This window comes from Stenotrophomonas sp. UBA7606 (assembly GCF_002477705.1).
GTDB lineage: Bacteria > Pseudomonadota > Gammaproteobacteria > Xanthomonadales > Xanthomonadaceae > Stenotrophomonas.
On the sequence record NZ_DLJW01000110.1, the window covers coordinates 19,500 to 36,357 of the forward strand.

Consider the following 16,858-nt stretch of genomic DNA (forward strand, 5'->3'; position numbering starts at 1 on the left):
CGCGCGGTCCCCCACCCGCAACAGGCAAAGGTCGCTCCATGAACACTTCCACCCCCGGTGCGCCACGCAATGGCGCACGCTGGCTGACGCAGGCCCTGGAAGCCGAAGGCGTGCAAACGCTGTTCGGCTACCCGGGCGGCACCATCATGCCGTTCTATGACGCATTGGTGGACTCCAGCCTCAAGCACATCCTGGTACGTCACGAGCAGGGCGCGGCACTGGCCGCCAATGGCTATGCCCGCGCCAGCGGCAAGGTAGGCGTATGCGTGGCCACCTCCGGCCCGGGCGCGTCCAACCTGGTCACCGGCATCGCCGACGCCATGCTGGACTCGGTACCGATGGTGTGCCTGACCGGCCAGGTTGGCACCGCATTGTTGGGTACCGATGCGTTCCAGGAACTGGATGTGTTCGGCATGACCTTGCCGATCGTCAAGCACAGCTGGCTGGTGCGCAGTGTCGATGAGCTGCCGCAGGTGGTTGCCGAAGCCTTCCGTGTCGCCCGCGAAGGGCGGCCCGGTCCGGTGCTGATCGACCTGCCCAAGGACGTGCAGCTGGCCAGTGCGGCGCACCTGCCCGACCATGTGCCGGCGTCGGTTGATCCGATCCCGGCACCGGCTGCCGAGGCACTGGCCGAGGCACTGGTTGCCATCGCCCAGGCCGAGAAGCCGGTGATCTACGGCGGCGGCGGCATCGCCCTGGCCGATGCGGTGGGCGAGTTCCGCCAGTTCGTCGAGGCCACCGGCATCCCCACCGTGCTGACCTTGCGCGGCCTGGGCGCCCTGCCCGCCAACCACCCGCAGTACCTGGGCATGCTGGGCATGCACGGCACCCGCGCCGCCAACATGGCGGTGCAGGAGGCCGACCTGCTGATCGTGGTCGGCGCCCGCTTCGACGACCGCGCCACCGGCAAGCTGGCCGAGTTCGCACCGTTTGCCCGGGTCATCCACCTGGATGCCGACGTCTACGAAATCTCCAAGCTGCGCGGTGCCAACATCGCCCTGCCGGGCAATGTCCGTGACGGCCTGGTCGCGCTGACCGGCGAGCGCGCCAACTGCAATACCTGGCGCGCACGCTGCGCTGCCAACCGTGAAAAGTTCACCGCCCGTTACGACGCCCCCGGCGAGCAGATCTATGCGCCGCGGCTGTTGAAGCGACTGAGCGAAGTGGCCCCGGCGGACACTGTCATCGCCTGCGACGTGGGCCAGCACCAGATGTGGGTGGCCCAACATTGCCGGTTCAACCACCCGCGCAACCACCTGACCTCCGGCGCGCTGGGCACCATGGGCTTCGGCCTGCCGGCAGCGATGGGCGCGCAGTTCGCCTGCCCCGACCGCACCGTGGTGCTGGTCTCCGGCGACGGCAGCTTCATGATGAACGTGCAGGAGCTGGTGACGATTGCCCGCTGCAGGCTGCCGATCAAGATCGTGCTGCTGGACAACTCCTCGCTGGGCATGGTGCGGCAGTGGCAGGAGCTGTTCCACGCCGAGCGCTACAGCGAGATCGACCTGTCCGACAACCCGGATTTCGTCGCCCTGGCGCAGGTGTTCGGCATCAAGGCCAGGCGCATCGTTGACCGCAACGACGTCGAGGACGGCCTGGCCGAACTGTTCGACGCGCCCGGCCCGATGCTGCTGCACGTGGCCATCGACGCGCGTGCCAACGTGTGGCCGCTGGTGCCACCCAACAACGCCAACAGCACCATGCTGGACAGCAACCCCGCCCACGCCAAGGCAACGCAGGAGAGTTCCAATGCAATACCGGCTTGACCTGGTGCTGAAGCCTGCCGAAGGCGCGCTGGTGCGCGTGATCGGCATGGTTGAACGCCGCGGTTTTTCCCCCAGCAACATCGCCGGCCAACGCAAGGCCGACGACGCTGGCCGCTGGCACGTGCAGATGGACATCGACGGTACCCGTCCGCCGGAAACCCTGCGCCACCAGCTGGAAAAGGTCTACGACTGCGAATCGGTACGGGTGGTGCCGGTCGCTGGTGCCAGCGTATGAGCAGCGACGTAAGTGGCGTACCGGTAGTACGCCGCCGTAAACCACGGAGGCGTCTTCTTGGTGGCGCCGGGATTGGGGATTCGGGAGTCGGGAGTCGCGCCCTCACCCGCCCGGCTGCGGCTGCGAGCGGTGCTGAACGGAGGTGTCTTCTCCAACCATCCGCGGTGCACCGTCAATCCCCTATTCCGAATCCCGAATCCCGGCGTCACCATGCCTGATCGTGGCCGCGCCGTCGCAGTTGCAACACCCGCTGACACGCTGAACGTCAGCGTCGCCGACGTATTGGCCGCGCAGGCCCGCCTGCGCCGTTTCCTGCCGCCTACCCCGCTGCATTACGCCGAACGTTTCGGCACCTGGCTCAAGCTCGAAAACCTGCAGCGCACCGGTTCCTACAAGGTGCGTGGCGCCTTGAACGCGATGCTTGCAGCGCTGGAGCGCGGCGACGAACGCCCGGTGATCTGCGCTTCGGCCGGCAACCACGCCCAGGGCGTGGCCTGGGCCTCGCACCGGCTGGGCGTGCAGGCCATCACGGTGATGCCGCATGGCGCACCGGCCACCAAGATCGCCGGCGTCCAGCACTGGGGCGCCACCGTCCGCCAGCACGGCAACAGCTATGACGAAGCCTATGCCTTCGCCCGCGAGCTGGCCGAACAGAACGGCTACCGCTTCCTGTCCGCCTTCGACGATCCCGACGTGATCGCCGGCCAGGGCACGCTGGGCATCGAACTGGCACCGCATGCACCGGACGTGGTGATCGTGCCGATCGGCGGTGGTGGCCTGGCCTCGGGCGTTGCGCTGGCCTTGAAGTCGCAAGGCGTGCGCATCATCGGCGCGCAGGTCGAAGGCGTGGACTCGATGGCACGCGCGATCAAGGGCGATGTGCGCGAAGTTGACCCGGTGCCAACCCTCGCCGATGGCGTCAAGGTCAAGATCCCCGGTTTCATCACCCGCCGCCTGTGCGCCAGCCTGCTCGACGACGTGGTCATCGTGCGCGAAGCCGAACTGCGCGAAACCCTGGTGCGGCTGGCGCTGGAAGAGCACGTCATCGCCGAAGGTGCTGGCGCATTGGCGCTGGCCGCCGGCCGCCGTGTGTCCGGCAAGCGCAAGTGTGCGGTGGTATCGGGCGGCAACATCGATGCCACGGTATTGTCGACCCTGTTGTCTGAAGTACGCCCCAGCCCACCACGCAAACCTCGACGGCGTAACGCCGAACGACTTAGAAGCCGTGTCGTCGCAGCGACACAGCGCAGCCCCAAATCCGAATCCCCCAAAATTCCCGTTACCGCCGCAGTCGAGGAGACCCTCTGGTGAATACTCCAACCAACAACACCCCGCGAATTACCATCTTCGACACGACCCTGCGCGACGGTGAGCAATCACCCGGCTGCAGCATGACGCCACCACAGAAGCTGGTGATGGCGAGGGCGCTGGCGGAACTGGGCGTGGACGTGATCGAAACCGGCTTCCCCGCAAGTTCGCAATCCGACCGCGAAGCCATGGCCCTGATTGGCCGCGAGGTACGCCAGCCGGTCCTGGCGGTGCTGTCGCGCTGCCTGGCCGGCGATATCGAAACCTCCATCAAGGCGTTGGAAGCCGCAGCGCGCCCGCGCCTGCACCTGTTCCTGTCCACCAGTCCGCTGCACCGCGAGCACAAGCTGCGCATCAGCAAGGAACAGGTGCTGGAGTCGGTGCACAAGCATGTGAGCATGGCGCGCGGCTACCTGGACGATGTCGAGTTTTCCGCCGAGGACGCCACCCGCACCGAACTGGACTTCCTGACCGAAGTCACCCAGGTCGCCATCGCCGCCGGTGCGCGCACCATCAACCTGCCCGACACCGTTGGCTTCACCACGCCGGAAGAAATCCGCGCGATGTTCCAGCACGTCATCGCCAATGCCGCCGGCGCCGACAAGGTGGTGTTCAGCACCCACTGCCACAACGACCTGGGCCTGGCCGTGGCCAACTCGCTGGCCGCCATCGAAGGCGGTGCACGCCAGGTGGAAGGCTCGATCAATGGCATCGGCGAGCGCGCCGGCAACTGCGCGCTGGAAGAAATCGCGATGGTGCTGAAGGTACGCAACGCCTTCTACAACTTCGATACCGGCTTCGACACCCAGCGCATCGTGCCCACCTCGCAGCTGCTGCAGCGCCTGGTCGGCATGCCGGTCCAGCGCAACAAGGCCATCGTCGGCGCTAATGCCTTCGCCCATGAATCCGGCATCCACCAGCACGGCATGCTGCGCAATCGCAACACCTACGAAATCATGCGTCCGGAAGACGTGGGCTGGGAATCCTCGCAGATGGTGCTGGGCCGCCACAGCGGCCGCGCCGCGGTCGAGGCGCGCCTGCGTGCACTGGGCTACTGGCTGGAAGAAGAAGAGCTGAAGCTGGTGTTCGACCAGTTCAAGGCGCTGTGCGAGCAGCAGCGCGTGGTCACCGACGCCGACCTGCAGACCCTGATGCAGGGCACCTCCAGCAGCGACGGTTACCGCCTGGCCTCGATGACCATCAGCGACGTCGGCAGCCGCGCCAACGCACTGGTTGAACTGTCCGATCCGGAAGGCAACCGCGTGGCCGAAACCGCGCAGGGCGACGGCCCGGTGGATGCCCTGTTCTCGGCATTGTCGGCCGCCACCGGCATCCAACTGACCCTGGACAGCTACCACGTGCACAGCGTCGGCATCGGCGCCGATGCCCGCGGCGAAGCCAACCTGAGCGTACGCCACGAAGGCGAGATCCTCGAAGGCACCGGCACCAGCCGTGACATCATCGAAGCCAGTGCACTGGCCTGGCTGGATGTCACCAACCGCCTGCTGCGCCAGCGTGAGGGCAGCAAGACCGAGGAAGCCGTCAGCGCCTGAGCGCGACGGCAGAACATAGGCAACGGAACGTACCGATGAGCTCCGCACCCAAAACCCTGTACGACAAACTGTGGGACGCCCACGTTGTCGTCCCCGAATCCGACAACGCGCCGGCCGTGCTGTATATCGACCTGCACCTGATCCACGAAGTGACCTCGCCGCAGGCCTTCACCGAACTGCGCCAGCGCGGCCTGAGGCCGCGCCGCCCGGACCGAACCAAGGCGACGATGGACCACTCCACGCCGACCCTGCCGGCCGGCCCCGACGGCAAGCTGCCCTACGCCAGCAAAGCCTCCGAGGCGCAGGTTGAAACGCTGGCCAGGAACTGCGCCGAGTACGGCATCGAGCTGTTCGACCTGTCCTCGGCCAATCGCGGCATCGTCCACGTCATCGCCCCGGAGCAGGGTTTCACCCAGCCGGGCATGACCATCGTCTGCGGTGACAGCCACACTTCCACGCATGGTGCGTTCGGCTCGCTGGCCTTCGGCATCGGCACCAGCGAAGTCGGCCACGTGCTGGCCACGCAGTGCCTGCTGCAGCGCAAAGCCAGGACCATGGCCATCACCGTTGATGGCGAACTGGCCCCGGGCGTTGGCGCCAAGGACGTGGTGCTGCACATCATCGGCGTGATCGGCGTCAACGGCGGCACAGGCCATGTGCTGGAGTTCCGTGGCTCGGCGATCCGCGCGATGGACATGGAACAGCGCATGACCCTGTGCAATATGTCCATCGAGGCCGGCGCCCGCGCCGGCATGGTGGCACCGGACCAGGTCACCTTCGACTGGGTCGCCAACACCCCGCGCGGCCCCAAGGGCGCCGACTTCGACACCGCCGTGGCGTACTGGAAGACCCTGAACACCGACGACGGCGCGCGCTTCGATGTGGAAGTGCAGATCGATGCCGCCGACATCCGCCCGACCCTGACCTGGGGCACGCACCCGGGCACCGCGATCGCGGTGGACGCGCCGATCCCAGCCGCCAACGATGCCGCCGCGCAGAAGGGCCTGGATTACATGAAGTTCGAGGCCGGCCACAGCTTGATCGGTACGCCGGTGGACGTGGTGTTCGTCGGTTCCTGCACCAATGGCCGCCTGAGTGACATGCGCGAAGTGGCGCAGGTGCTGCGCGGCCGCCACGTCGCCGACGGCGTGCGCATGCTGGTGGTGCCGGGCTCGGAGATCGTCAAGCGCGATGCCGAGGCCGAAGGCATCCACGAGATCGTGCGCGCTGCCGGTGCCGAATGGCGTGAGCCGGGCTGCTCGATGTGCATCGCCATGAACGGCGACCTGGTTGCACCGGGCCAGCTGGCGGTGAGCACCAGCAACCGCAATTTCGAAGGCCGCCAAGGGCCGGGCTCGCGCACCTTGCTGGCCTCGCCGATGAGCGCGGCATGGGCAGCGGTGAACGGCCGCGTTGCCGATACCCGCGATCTGTTTGCCAAGGAGGTGGCGTGATGGCCGCCGCTTTTGCCCTTCTCCCTCCGGGAGATACAACGGTATGCCCCCGCGAAGGCGGGGGTGCCCCGAAGGGGCGGATGAGGGCGACCGCTGCCTCTTCCGGCAAACACCCTGCGCAAGCACACCCTCATCCGGCGCTGCGCGCCACCTTCTCCCGGTGGGAGAAGGGCTACGCACTGGAGCTGTACTGATGGCCGCACTGACCCGCATCGTTTCGCGCAGCGTGGTGCTGCGCCAGACCAATATCGACACCGACCAGATCATCCCGGCACGCTTCCTGTCCACCACCGAGCGTGCCGGGTTGGGCAAGAACGCGTTCAACGACTGGCGCTGGCAGGCCGATGGCTCGCCGAATGCAGACTTCGCCTTCAACCAGCCGCACAACCAGGGCCGCGCCATCCTGCTGGCTGGGCGCAACTTCGGTTGCGGCTCCTCGCGCGAACATGCGCCATGGGCATTGACGGATCTGGGCCTGCAGGCGATTGTCAGCAGCGAGATCGCCGATATCTTCCGCAACAACTCGCTGAAGAATGGCCTGCTACCGATTGTGCTGGACGAAGCCGACGTGCAGGAGTTGATGCAGCACCCGGATGACGAGCTGACCGTGGATGTAGCGGCGCGTGAGCTGCGTACCTCCAGCGGCAAGGCATACAGCTTCCCGCTGGATGGTTTCTCGCAGACCTGTCTGCTGGAAGGCGTTGACCAGCTGGGCTGGCTGCTGGGCCGGGTGGATGAAATCGAGCGGTATGAGGCGGCGAAAGCGGCGTGACCGACCTCCCCTTCTCCCTCCGGGAGAAGGTGCCCCGTAGGGGCGGATGAGGGTAAGGGCGAAGCCTACTGCAGCCAAACAGCGCATGGCGCCCCCTACCCTCACCCCAACCCCTCTCCCGGAGGGAGAGGGGCTTTAGAAAAACAACAACAGCAACCGGAACCCCTACATGCAAGCCAATATCGTCGTACTGCCGGGTGACGGCATCGGTCCTGAAATCACCGCCGTCGCCGTCGACGTGCTCAAGGCCGTCGCCACCCGCTTCGGTCACAGCTTCAGCTTCAGCGAACACGACATCGGTGGCATTGCCATCGACAAGCACGGCGAGCCGCTGCCGGCCGCCACGCTGGAAGCCTGCAGCAAGGCCGATGCCGTGCTGCTGGGCGCCGTCGGTGGCCCCAAGTGGTCCGACCCCAATGCCAAGGTGCGCCCGGAACAAGGCCTGCTGGCCATCCGCAAGGCGCTGGGCCTGTTTGCCAACCTGCGCCCGGTACGCACCCATCCGGCCGCGCTCAACGCCTCGCCGATCAAGCCGGAACTGCTCAAGGACGTGGATTTCGTGGTGGTGCGCGAGCTCACCGGCGGCATCTACTTCGGCGACAAGACCCGTGACGCCGACAGCGCCAGCGACCTGTGCCGCTACACCGTGCTGGAAATCGAGCGCGTGCTGCGCAGCGCCTTCCGCCTGGCCCAGCAGCGCCGCGGCAAGCTGACCTCGGTGGACAAGGCCAACGTGCTGGAAACCTCGCGCCTGTGGCGCGACACCGCCGCCCGCATCGGCCGCGAAGAGTTCCCGGACGTGGAGCTGGAACACCAGCTGGTCGACTCCATGGCCATGCACCTGATCGCCAAGCCGCGTGTCTACGACGTGATCGTCACCGAGAACATGTTCGGCGACATCCTCACCGACGAGGCCTCGATGCTGGCCGGTTCGCTGGGCCTGCTGCCGTCGGCATCCCTGGGTGAACAGGGCAAGGTCGGCATCTACGAGCCCATCCATGGCTCGGCCCCGGACATCGCCGGCAAGGGCATTGCCAACCCCTACGCCACCATCCTCAGCGCGGCCATGCTGCTGCGCCATTCGCTGGGCCTGGAGGCCGAAGCCGCCGCCATCGAACAGGCGGTCACCGCAGCGCTGGATGGCGGCCACTTCACCGCCGACCTGGCCGCGCAAGGCCAGGCACTCAGCACCCGGCAAGCCGGTGCGGCCGTGCTTGCGCAGTTGAAATGAGGTAAATGGACGCGGCCTTTGGCCGCGTCTTTTTTTGCGGGCTGTTCCCGCCTGGTGGATACCACGCTGCTTTTTTTCTTGGACCTGTCTCCTATTGGACCCGTTCTTCAGGTCCCGCATTGAAAAGGAATGACCTTGAACTACCGTACCCCCGACGACTTCCTGGCCTATGTGGCCAAGCGCGACCCCAACCAATCCGAGTTCCTGCAGGCAGTCAAAGAGGTGGCCCACAGCCTGTGGCCCTTCCTGCAGCAGAACCCGAAATACACGCAATACGGGTTGCTGGAACGTCTGGTCGAGCCGGAGCGGGTCATCCAGTTCCGCGTCGCCTGGGCCGATGACAAGGGCCAGACCCACGTCAACCGCGCCTGGCGCGTGCAGCACAGCTCGGCGATCGGCCCGTTCAAGGGCGGCATGCGTTTCCACCCCTCGGTGAACCTGTCCATCCTCAAGTTCCTGGCCTTCGAGCAGACCTTCAAGAACGCACTGACCACCCTGCCGATGGGCGGTGGCAAGGGCGGCTCGGACTTCGACCCCAAGGGCAAGAGCGACGGCGAGGTGATGCGTTTCTGCCAGGCGCTGATGCTGGAGCTGTATCGCCACCTGGGCCCGGATACCGACGTGCCGGCCGGCGACATCGGCGTCGGCGCACGCGAGGTCGGCTTCATGGCCGGCATGATGAAGAAGCTCAGCAATGACGCCGCCTGCGTGTTCACCGGCAAGGGCCTGGCCTACGGTGGCAGCCTGATGCGGCCGGAAGCCACCGGCTTTGGCACGGTCTATTTCGTCGAGCAGATGCTGCACCACGCCAAGCGCCAGACCCATGGCGCTAAGGTGCTGGTCTCCGGCTCCGGCAATGTCGCCCAGTACGCGGCCATCAAGGCCAGCGAACTCGGCGCCAAGGTCCTGACCTTCTCCGACTCCGGCGGCACGCTGTACGCCCGCGATGGCTTCGACGAGCAGGCCCTGCAAGAGGTGATGGCGTTGAAGAACGAGCGCCGCGGCCGCCTGTCCGAACTGGGCGACGATGCCCGCTTCGAATTCCTCGCCGACCGCCGCCCCTGGCATATCCCGGCCGACATCGCCCTGCCCTGCGCCACCCAGAACGAGCTGGACGAAACCGATGCCCGCACCCTGGTCCACAACGGCGTGCTGTGCGTGGCCGAAGGCGCCAACATGCCGTCCACGCTGGAAGCGGTGGATGTGTTCCTGCAGGCCGGCACGCTGTATGCACCGGGCAAGGCCAGCAACGCCGGTGGCGTGGCAACGTCCGGCCTGGAAATGAGCCAGAACGCATTGCGCCTGTCTTGGCGCCATGCCGACGTCGACGAGCGCCTGCACGTGATCATGAAGGAGATCCACGCCAACTGCGTGCAGCATGGCGTGCGTGCCGATGGCAGCGTCAACTACGTGGACGGCGCCAACGTCGCCGGCTTCGTCAAGGTCGCCGACGCGATGCTGGCGCAGGGCCTGTATTAAGCCAGCCCTGCCCCCGCGATCCACGGGCATCGTATCCACGGGCGCCGCTGCCCTTGGATGCGATGCACCCACGCAATGCGTGCAGATGGGTGAGTACCACTGCACCGGGGCACGCCCATGAGACGCTGGCTGCGCAACGCGCCGGCTGCATGCCACAACATCGGGTCCAATGCGCACGGCCGTCTTCCGTGCCATGCGCAGATGCAGATGTCCATGTCGCTCATGTGTTTCCTTTGATGACGCTGCGCTGGCAACCCGCGCCATTCCGTTCTTACGTGTGAAACAAATCCGACGTACGCATCACCCATAGTCGACTCCCCCGATCAAAGGAGTGACGAGATGGGTTTCTCTGGCAACGACATCATTGCGTACTCGACGACAGATCCGCACCCTGCGGACCAGGAAGCCAGAGCCAACGATCTCTATGGCATCCAGATGATCGAATGTGGAGAGAACCGGTGCGTGCGGATAAAAACGCAATCGGGTCAACGATGGGCCACAGACTTTCTCTCGAACAGCCCTTTTGGCCTGAACACTCGCAGCGACGTGAGACGAGCATCGGTTGAAGCAATCGACGATTTCGGCGCACTGCACTCAAGCGTTGCGATGGCACGGACCGAAACCGCGATCGTCAACGAGATCACGCACAGACTGGTTCTCATGAAAACCGGAGATTCGCAGGCACGGATCTACCCGACCACACTTTCAGCCAACATCGCCACCTCCGCTGGCTTTGCCAGTTCGGCATTTGACGCGACCGCCGTAGTACATCCAAACGCACATGCAACGGTCCAGTTCGCACTGAAGGGAGCCTTCGCACCTGGCCGCATCATTACCAGCAGCAACACCATTGGCGTTGCGGGTTCTTTCGCAAAGAACACGCGACGACCGGTTGTCATCGTCGAAGATGGGCTCTACTCAATGGGCAACCATGCCGATTTCCAAGGCCTCTCCGACTATCTGAAGAACAATGCCAATGGCTGGCTGTGGCTGGATGATGCGCATTCGGTAGGTATGCAAGGGGATAACGGCAGAGGCAAAGCGATGCAATCACTTGCTTCTCATGAAGACCGCACGGTTGTAACCGGCTCCTTCGGCAAGGCCTTCGGCGCGGCGGGCGGATTCATGGTTGGACCACGAGGCTTCGTGGACGCGATGCTGCGGGAGTCCGTGTCGGATCGATTTTCCTGCAATCTCGACGTCTCCGCACAGGGAGCAATCCTCGCATCGATGAAGATCCTTGCCGACCCCGGCGAATACCGCCGCCTGAAGGAGGCACTGGCGGCCCGCTTGTCGTTGTTCGACGCGATGCTTGCAGAAGCGGGCATCCCTACTGAGCAAGCGGGGTCGACCATCGCGTTTCGTGTTGTTCCCTGCAGCGATGCTGCCAGCGCGATACAGATAGCGTCTACGTTGCTCGCCCAGCACTCCCTCATCACCACCCCGGTTTACTACCCGACCATAGCGCGAGGACGCGGTGCCATCCGGGTATCGCTGTCCGCCACCCACCGATTGGCAGACATACGCAAGCTGGCACAAGCCTTTACAACCTTGCTTGCCACGAACGACCCACCGGGGCCTGCGTGCCTGCAGGCGCAACGCCTTTCGCAGGAGACACCCGCATGATCACCCGCATCACCGCCGATCAGCTGAGCCCCCAGGCACTGGCAAGACACGGCGTGATCTGTCTGGAAGCCGACGATTCGCCCAGCCCGAACGACCTGTTGCGCCTGGCCACCCGTCTGGGTGAGCCCGTTGCCTTCCGCTTGGACAAATACCGCCCTGCGCACTATCCCGAACAGGTCACCCTGCTGGACAACCAGGGAGACGGGGTGACATCCGCGCCGCGCAGCTTCGGCGAGGGTTGGCATCAGGACAGTACCTACCTGGCCAAACCGCCGGCTTTCACCGTGCTCTGCGCGCTGCAGGTACCCGGCAAGGGCGGTGAAACCAGGTTCGCCGATACCCGCAGCGCATGGAACCGGCTGGATCCGGCGCTCAAGCACAAACTGCGACAACTGCAGTTGGAGCACAGTGTCCATGGCAGCTACCGCGTTGGCGAGGCGGACGTCGGCCGATCATTGGGCGAACTTATGGAGCGACTTCCCCGTGCAGTCCATCCTGTGGTCCAGCAACACCCCCGCGCAGGGGAGACGCTCTGTCTGTCACCGCTGTATGCGGAGCGGCAGGTTGCGGTTGCCCATGCTTCGCTTTACAAGCGGTTGATCCAGGACGTCACGCGCGAGGCCGTCAAGCACTGCTGGCAGGCGGGTCAGATACTGGCATGGGACAACAGGATCGTCATGCATGCAGCCTCAGGTTATGCAGGGCCACACCGGCGTTGCATGATGCGGGTTGTCGTCGCCGACACCTCGGCGACCTGACCATGACAGCTCGCATTGTTGCCATGGCAACCCATGTTGGCACCTCAAGAAATGAAACTGGGGCTGCCATTGAAACCCAGCTCGATGAAGTTGGCATGGCCGTTACCGTTGCCTTGACCGCGCTGTCACAGCTTCCTGCAGGTACATCGCTCAACTTCATCATATTTGCGTGTTCAGGCATTCGCCATGTATTTCCCAGTGCAGCCGCGAGGATCGCAAAAGCGCTACGGCAGAACTGCGTCACCTTCGACATCACTGCGGGCTGTACGAGTTTGGGCACTGCCGTACAACTCGCCTCGCGATTGGATGGCACTGGACTGGTCGTGGGCGCCGATAACCTGTCACGGACCATATCCCCCGACGATCCAGCCCACCGTCCCCTGCGCAGCTTTGCCGATGGTGCCGCCGCATTGGTGATATCGCACGACGCCGACCACGGCCACCGTATTCTTGCCGCGGCCGGGCAGACCCACCCTGCCTATATCGACGCCTATGCATCAACCATGGGGAAACTCCGGCGACAACTGCCCGATGCGCTCAAGGATTCGTTGCGCCAAACCCATGTAAGTTCATGGGCTTCCATCACCCGGACGCTTCTGCGCCATCTTCCGGGCACAACAGCACTACGCCTGTATGCCAACCAGGGCGACCAGATCGCCTTCGCACCGCTGGTGGAGGCGCTCAAACCATTGGCGGTGGACATCGTGCAGACCACGCATGGTCATGCGGGTGGTGCAGATCCATGGATCGGGCTGGCGCGCATTCCTCCGCCAGATGGTGGGGCGGCCGTCCTGCTGTCCAGCGGCATAGGCTTCCATTTCCATGGTGTCCTGCTGGGGGCCCTCTAGTGCGGACCGTGTTGCTTGGCACCGTTGCCAGCCTGCTGTCCGCGCTCACCGCACTGGTTGTGATCCGCGCCGGCGAATCCTCCCTCAGCCCGCTTTGGCTACTGCTCGCGCAGTATGTGGTGGGCCTGCTGATGTCGCCACCGCGCAGCTGGCCAAGTGCGCCGATTCGGCTCCATGCGATACGTCTTGTTTCCGGACTCTGGGCATTCGGTGCCTACTATTTCGCGCTCGCCCGTCCCGGCGCTTCGGCCATCGAGCTGTCGATGATCCTCAATGCCGCCCCGATACTGGTGACGTTCCATGTGACGCGGGACTACCGGGCGCGCGCAGGTTCGCTGCTGGCCTTTCTCGGCGTGGCCCTGACCCTGCGCCCCGGACTCGATGGACTGCCACTCGGCGCGTCACACCTCCTTGCGGCAACAGCGGCAGTTGCCTATGCGAGCTCCTTTGTCGTCCTGGGTGCACTGTCAGCTTCCGGAGAACGCGCCACCACGACCAATGGCCTCTACAACGCCTCCGCCGGGCTGGTGGTACTGTTGATCGTCCTGGTGATCAAGCCCAAATTGCCAGGCCAGATATGGCCGATACTGGCTGTAGGCTTCATGGCCGCCTTACGTATCCAGGTTATTACCGCCGCCGCCATCAGCTCCCGTGATTCTGCCATCGTATCGACGCTCACCAACCTTTCCTTTTTCTGGCTTGCCGTCAACGACGTTGTAGTGGGCAATACATACGACGCGGTCACATGGATGGGGCTGGCGCTGGTCGCAACCGGCATAGGTCTCACGCCCCTGCGCGGCACCAGGTAAGGCTGCACAGCCTTCCCCCTTGCGGCGGGCTCACGACAGCACCCGGTTGCGGCCCTCGCGTTTGGCACGGTAAAGCTGGCGATCGGCCGCCGCCAACAAGGTGCGCACTGTGTCCTGGCCAGGGCCCAACGCGGCCAGGCCAATGCTGGCGGTGATGACCAGTGCCGGGTCCACCTCCTCGCAGCGCAACCGTGCCACGCGCTGACCCAGCTCGCGCAGCTGTTGGGCTGCCTGCACCGGCTCGACGCCACGCAACACCACCAGGAACTCTTCGCCACCGTGGCGGGACACAAAATGCCCGCTACCCAGTTGCAGCAGGCCGGCCACGTCACGCAGCACCCGGTCACCGGCTTCGTGCCCATAGCGGTCGTTGATCTGCTTGAAGTGATCGATATCCAGCAACGCCACGGTCAATGGCGACTGGCACGCCAAGGCTTCACGTAGTGCCTGCTGCAGATGCTCATCGCCCGCACGTCGGTTGGGCAGGTTGGTCAGGGCATCATGCATGGCCTGGTGTTCCAGCCGCTGCAGCAGCACTTCACGCTCGGCACCGGCCTGTTCCAGCGCGCGGTTCTTCTCGCTCAACTCCTGCGTACGCGCGGTGATCTGCGTATTCAACAGCCGCTGCCTGCGTCGATAGCTGGCGGTGCGCCAGCTGACCAGCAGCAGCACCATACCGGCCAGGGCAAGTACCGCCAGCAGGATCACCCACGGCCGCTGCCAAAGCGGTGCGGCGACATGAAAAGACACCGAGGCTTCACCACCACGACCGGGGTTGTCCCAGTCCAGCGGCAGCGACATGGCCTGCACCCGCAAGCGGTAATTGCCGGCCGGCAGGTTGGTATATACCGCTTCGGTGCGGGTGCCGGCATCCACCCAATCCGTATCGAACCCTTCCAGCCGGTAGCGGTAGCGCATCTTGTCAGGCGCACGGAAACCCAAGCCTGCAAACGCCACGGCGACGCGCTCCACCTCCGATGGCAAGGCATAGCTGCCCTGCAGCAGCTGCGGATACCCGTCCACCACCACGTTCTCGATCACCACCGGCAACTTGCGCAGGCGGGCGTTGTTGTCCACCCGCTGCGGGTTCACCACCGCCAGACCGGCGCTGGTGGGCAGCAGCAGACTGCCAGCCCGGGTCATCCAGCCGGCCGGGGAGGAGGCGCCATTGGCCTGGCTGCTGGGCATGCCATCGGTATGGTCCAGCACCTGCACCGACAAGTGCGCGCGCGCACCCGCCGCCACCGCCATCAGGTCACTGCGGTCCAGCCGGAACACACCCAGATTGCTGGGCAGCCACAGATGCCCGGCCTTGTCGTCGATGATCCGGAACACCTTGTCACGCGGCAGGCCGTTGCGGTGATCGAACACCGCAAAGTCCAGGCCACGCTTGCGCAGCAGGCCATGGTCGCTGGCTATCCACAGGTCACCATTGTCGTCACCCAGGAAATCGAACACGTAGCGTGCTGGGATATCCTTGTCCGCCATCCAGGCCTGCAACCGCCCGTCCTGCCCCAGCATGGCCATGCCGCTGTCGGTCCCGATCCACAGCACCCCGGTACGATCCCGATAAAGGGTGTGCACCACCAACCCGGGCAGGCCTTCTTCCTGTCCGTAGTGGCGGAAATCAGCGCTGCCGTCGTAGCGGTACAGGCCATCGCTGCTGCCTATCCACAGGCTGCCATCGGCATCGAACAACAGCGCGCGCACCAGCGGCTGTACGGTCCCGGGCAGGCGGATCTGCTGCTTGATCCGCCCGTGAACATCGATATCGAAGACCCCCTGATTGTAGGTTCCCGCCCAGACGCCATCCCCGTGCAGGGCCAAGGCCAACACCGATGCATCGCGGCCCTTGCCCGGCAGCAGCCGCACCGGATGGATCTGCTCCCCCACCATCCGGTCCAGTCCCTCCGAATGACCAACCCATGCCGTGTCGTCCGTCCCTTCGATCACGGCACGGACGTACTCCGAGCCCAGGCCGTCCGCGCGGCCGATGCCACGGGCGGCGCCTTCGTCAACGCGGAACAAGCCATCGGTACTGCCTGCCCAGACCAGCCCTTCGCGATCGATCAACAGCGCAGGACTGACCTGGCCGGGAATGCTGATCGCCTCCACCTGCCCCCGATACAGCCGCTGCAGACGCCCTGCCGACAAGCTCAGCCACAGCCCTCCCTGCGCGTCCCGGCGAACCGCATCGACGCGTTCGCCCATCAGCAGGTGCTGCTGCCGACCATTGGCGTGAAAGTGATGGATGCCATCGTCGGCGGCGACGATCCAGCCCCCGGCAAGGTCGCTGACCATGTCACGCACGACCAGGGCACGGGCGGCCGGCCATTGCTGCAACCGGCCATCGCGCAACTGGTAGAGGCCCTCTTCGGTGCCCACCAGCAGGCTGCCATCGCCCGCCCAGCGCAGCGTGGTCACCGCTACCTCGGGCAATCCCAGCGCCCGCCCCTCGTCCAGCAGCTGACCATTGGGCTGCATGCGCAGCAGCCGGTCCTTGGAGCCGATCCACACGTTACCGGCAGCATCGCGGGCCATCGCGTTGATCGAAAGGTTGCGGGCATCATTGCCACCCAGCGCCTGCCAGTGGCCATTGCGATAGCGATAAATGCCATTGCTGACCGTTCCGAACAACATGCCGCCATTGGCCTCCGGCAAGATGCTCAGTACTCCGGACAGTTCCGCGCCGGGTGTGTTCTGGCGATCGAACACGGTGAAGCTGCGGCCGTTGAAGCGCACCACGCCTTCCCACGTACCCAGCCAGATGAAACCGTCACTGCCCTGCGCCACCGCTTGCACCAGGTTGTGCGGCAAGCCCTGCTCCATGCCCCAACCCGCCACGGTGTGACGTGCCGCCAGCGCGGGCCGGCTGATCGACAGCAAGCCCAGCAACAGCAGCAGGCACCCACCCACAACCGCCCGGATGGCAACCGACCGTCGCGCAGCGCTGTACCCCAGGCAGAGATGATGGCGTGTCGGCAAACCCGCCTCCCGCAGGTCGTGTCGGCCCCCGCGC

The 16,858-nt window shown here is 65.2% G+C and carries 13 protein-coding genes; 12 read left to right on the top strand and 1 reads right to left on the bottom strand.

Annotated elements, in window-relative coordinates; all coding sequences use genetic code 11:
* Window positions 1–38: 38 nt before the first annotated feature.
* The 12 genes from ilvG (at window position 39) to B2527_RS13770 (ending at window position 13,839) form a co-directional block, all read left to right on the top strand.
* Window positions 39–1,766: an acetolactate synthase 2 catalytic subunit gene (ilvG, locus tag B2527_RS13715; protein ID WP_293714395.1), complete on the top strand. Its 1,728-nt coding sequence runs from the start codon at window positions 39–41 to the stop codon at window positions 1,764–1,766.
* Window positions 1,750–2,001 (top strand): ACT domain-containing protein, encoded by a 252-nt coding sequence (locus tag B2527_RS13720; protein WP_293714397.1) that lies wholly within the window; start codon window positions 1,750–1,752, stop codon window positions 1,999–2,001. Before ilvG ends, B2527_RS13720 begins: the two co-directional genes overlap by 17 nt.
* Before the next feature lie 258 nt (window positions 2,002–2,259).
* Window positions 2,260–3,312 (top strand): threonine dehydratase, encoded by a 1,053-nt coding sequence (locus B2527_RS13725; protein WP_414717096.1) that lies wholly within the window; start codon window positions 2,260–2,262, stop codon window positions 3,310–3,312.
* The gene (locus B2527_RS13730) at window positions 3,309–4,862 is read left to right on the top strand and encodes a 2-isopropylmalate synthase (protein ID WP_414717093.1); all 1,554 of its coding nucleotides are present in this window, start codon (window positions 3,309–3,311) and stop codon (window positions 4,860–4,862) included. The genes B2527_RS13725 and B2527_RS13730 overlap by 4 nt, the downstream gene beginning before the upstream one ends.
* Before the next feature lie 35 nt (window positions 4,863–4,897).
* Window positions 4,898–6,316, top strand: coding sequence for a 3-isopropylmalate dehydratase large subunit (gene leuC / locus B2527_RS13735; RefSeq protein ID WP_293714401.1), 1,419 nt, complete (start codon window positions 4,898–4,900; stop codon window positions 6,314–6,316).
* A 193-nt stretch (window positions 6,317–6,509) separates the two neighbouring features.
* A complete protein-coding gene (gene leuD, locus B2527_RS13740; RefSeq protein ID WP_293714403.1) occupies window positions 6,510–7,088 on the top strand; it encodes a 3-isopropylmalate dehydratase small subunit in 579 nt (192 codons plus the stop codon).
* Between the two features lie 169 nt (window positions 7,089–7,257).
* Window positions 7,258–8,319, top strand: coding sequence for a 3-isopropylmalate dehydrogenase (leuB, locus tag B2527_RS13745; protein WP_293714405.1), 1,062 nt, complete (start codon window positions 7,258–7,260; stop codon window positions 8,317–8,319).
* Window positions 8,320–8,448: 129 nt separating this feature from the next.
* A complete protein-coding gene (gdhA, locus tag B2527_RS13750; protein WP_293714407.1) occupies window positions 8,449–9,798 on the top strand; it encodes an NADP-specific glutamate dehydrogenase in 1,350 nt (449 codons plus the stop codon).
* Window positions 9,799–10,137: 339 nt separating this feature from the next.
* A complete protein-coding gene (locus B2527_RS13755) occupies window positions 10,138–11,424 on the top strand; it encodes an aminotransferase class I/II-fold pyridoxal phosphate-dependent enzyme (protein ID WP_293714409.1) in 1,287 nt (428 codons plus the stop codon).
* Complete coding sequence (locus B2527_RS13760) at window positions 11,421–12,182, top strand: TauD/TfdA dioxygenase family protein (RefSeq protein ID WP_293714411.1); 762 nt, start codon at window positions 11,421–11,423, stop codon at window positions 12,180–12,182. The genes B2527_RS13755 and B2527_RS13760 overlap by 4 nt, the downstream gene beginning before the upstream one ends.
* Window positions 12,183–12,205: 23 nt before the next feature.
* Complete coding sequence (locus B2527_RS13765; protein ID WP_293714413.1) at window positions 12,206–13,030, top strand: hypothetical protein; 825 nt, start codon at window positions 12,206–12,208, stop codon at window positions 13,028–13,030.
* Window positions 13,031–13,038: 8 nt separating this feature from the next.
* Window positions 13,039–13,839 carry a hypothetical protein gene (locus tag B2527_RS13770; protein ID WP_293714415.1) on the top strand — a complete coding sequence of 267 codons (801 nt, stop codon included), beginning with the start codon at window positions 13,039–13,041 and terminating at the stop codon, window positions 13,837–13,839.
* 30 nt (window positions 13,840–13,869) lie between these two features.
* On the opposite strand, the gene B2527_RS13775 is transcribed toward B2527_RS13770, so the two are convergent.
* Window positions 13,870–16,725: a ligand-binding sensor domain-containing diguanylate cyclase gene (locus tag B2527_RS13775; protein WP_293714417.1), complete on the bottom strand. Its 2,856-nt coding sequence runs from the start codon at window positions 16,723–16,725 to the stop codon at window positions 13,870–13,872.
* Between the last annotated feature and the right edge of the window lie 133 nt (window positions 16,726–16,858).

Excerpts from the sequence above, each read along its gene's own strand:
- ilvG (WP_293714395.1), top strand. The coding sequence starts at position 39 with ATGAACACTTCCACCCCCGGTGCGCCACGCAATGGCGCACGCTGGCTG.
- B2527_RS13720 (WP_293714397.1), top strand. The coding sequence starts at position 1,750 with ATGCAATACCGGCTTGACCTGGTGCTGAAGCCTGCCGAAGGCGCGCTG.
- leuC (WP_293714401.1), top strand. The coding sequence starts at position 4,898 with ATGAGCTCCGCACCCAAAACCCTGTACGACAAACTGTGGGACGCCCAC.
- leuD (WP_293714403.1), top strand. The coding sequence starts at position 6,510 with ATGGCCGCACTGACCCGCATCGTTTCGCGCAGCGTGGTGCTGCGCCAG.
- leuB (WP_293714405.1), top strand. The coding sequence starts at position 7,258 with ATGCAAGCCAATATCGTCGTACTGCCGGGTGACGGCATCGGTCCTGAA.
- gdhA (WP_293714407.1), top strand. The coding sequence starts at position 8,449 with ATGACCTTGAACTACCGTACCCCCGACGACTTCCTGGCCTATGTGGCC.
- B2527_RS13755 (WP_293714409.1), top strand. The coding sequence starts at position 10,138 with ATGGGTTTCTCTGGCAACGACATCATTGCGTACTCGACGACAGATCCG.
- B2527_RS13760 (WP_293714411.1), top strand. The coding sequence starts at position 11,421 with ATGATCACCCGCATCACCGCCGATCAGCTGAGCCCCCAGGCACTGGCA.
- B2527_RS13765 (WP_293714413.1), top strand. The coding sequence starts at position 12,206 with ATGGCAACCCATGTTGGCACCTCAAGAAATGAAACTGGGGCTGCCATT.